The organism is Haladaptatus ordinarius (genome assembly GCF_054177595.1).
Window position 1 is genome coordinate 1 of record NZ_JBPEHH010000249.1, and the last position, 1,672, is coordinate 1,672.

1 protein-coding gene is annotated in these 1,672 nt (G+C 52.5%); it reads left to right on the forward strand.

The annotated features are described in order from the left end of the window. The first annotated feature begins 549 nt into the window (after positions 1-549). The gene (locus tag ACR3FF_RS26950) at positions 550-951 is read left to right on the forward strand and encodes a hypothetical protein (protein ID WP_458191154.1); all 402 of its coding nucleotides are present in this window, start codon (positions 550-552) and stop codon (positions 949-951) included. The last annotated feature ends 721 nt before the right edge of the window (positions 952-1,672 follow it).

A 1,672-nucleotide genomic window follows, 5' to 3' on the forward strand; every position in this document is an offset into this window, starting at 1 on the left:
TTTCGCAAGAGGATTCCGAGCCGTCGACGTGATGTCGACCGGCTCGGACCGATTCAATTGGACAGTTTTCCCGCCTGTATTCGCAAACTCGTGATCGAAGGCAATTCGAGAGAGGACTTCGAGAAAGTCCTCTCTCGTGTAGGTTCCACACGGTTTGATGCCAAACTCTAGAGACGGGTAAATGAGAGTGGAAGCGGCACGACAAACCTGCTTTGCTTCGGTTGTGTCGACCATGCCAGCGACTACGAATCGAGTCACCAGCTAGGTTCGGCAACTACTGTAAAGGGCGGGGCTTCCTGTTTCAACGACCGAGGTCGTCGATACGGTCGGTGAGCGTCTGAATGTGTTCGGCGAAGTCGGTGACCGGGACATCACCATCGAGGGGGGTTGACGCTCCGGAAGCGGTGGTGTTACTCATTGTCGGGCACCCCGTTGGCACAGCCTGTGGAGACACTGTCACTGTGTGGAATAGGTACAATAGGTGCAATAGGTGAGATAGTAGCGATAGCTTGGATAGGTTTGAACGGTGTGGGGTGAGCGATGGTGGAGATGCGGCTCGAACACGAAGCGCACTACGACTGGATTGCCTTTGTTCCGCTGCGTGATTCGGGTGCGTTGACGAAGCACTTCGGGAAGGTCGCTGAGGAAGACGAGTATAAATATCGGGGGGCCGAGTGTCGCCAGCAAAATACGTCGTCGTATATTGACGAGGTGCAAAAGGAGTTGATTCGAACAGTCGATACGTACCGTGATCCAAAGGCGGTTTGTGAGGAACTCCGGTCGTGGGTTGATCGCCTCGAACGTGGGGCGGTTGATCCGAGTGAATTGATAATCATGAATCGTGTTTCGAAAAAGCGGGAGGAGTACACTCAGTCGACCCGGAGTGTGGCAGCACTGGAGCGGACGGCTGAGTTGGGGTCGGCGCGATCGCCTGGACAGAGTGTGCCATAGGTGATCGTCGATGATACAAAGGATTCGCAAGAGCGGGTGATGTTGGCGAGTGAGGAGTTAGACGAGTATGATGTCGGGTTCTATATGCTCGCACCCACTGCTGAACGATAGACGCTCGTTGGGCCATCACGTCGCTCTCACTCGGTTTTTTGCTTTCCTGACGAACCAATGTTATTTATATATTGTATTGACACGTCGATTATCTTGTTCAAAATATATACAAACATGAGAAACAATTATTGTGATTGATGATGTATTACAACTTTGGGTGAAAATCCATGCCAGTCCCACACTATCCATCCGACGAGCCTGAGGAAGTGCCACCCCCAGATATCGATGGCATCATCCAGAGCATCCTTCATCCGAAGGATCGATCATCGTCGCCACCGGTTTGAACGTGATTACGTTCGATCCACGTTCTTCACAGATGACTGCGACAGACTATGTATCCAGGTCAGATACAGTGCCAACCCAGGCGTGAACACTCCGTCTTTCACGTGAATCCCAGCAGTGAATATGGCATGGCCAGCACCTCGTCGGGGTGTAAACCGTAACCATCCCAACTCAGCAAGACTGGCTTGTGGGAGGCCCGCGTCTTTAGGCCTGTCTCTTACCCACAAGTGCTAACGCCGCAGCTGACGAACCGAGGCTGTAAGATGCGGCATGGTTCACATAGTTGGCGGCCTGATATAGATGATGACGGAGAGTTGTGTGACATGGA

What these genes read in the sequence shown, in the direction of transcription:
- ACR3FF_RS26950 (WP_458191154.1), top strand. Translation starts at nt 550, where the DNA reads ATGCGGCTCGAACACGAAGCGCACTACGACTGGATTGCCTTTGTTCCG.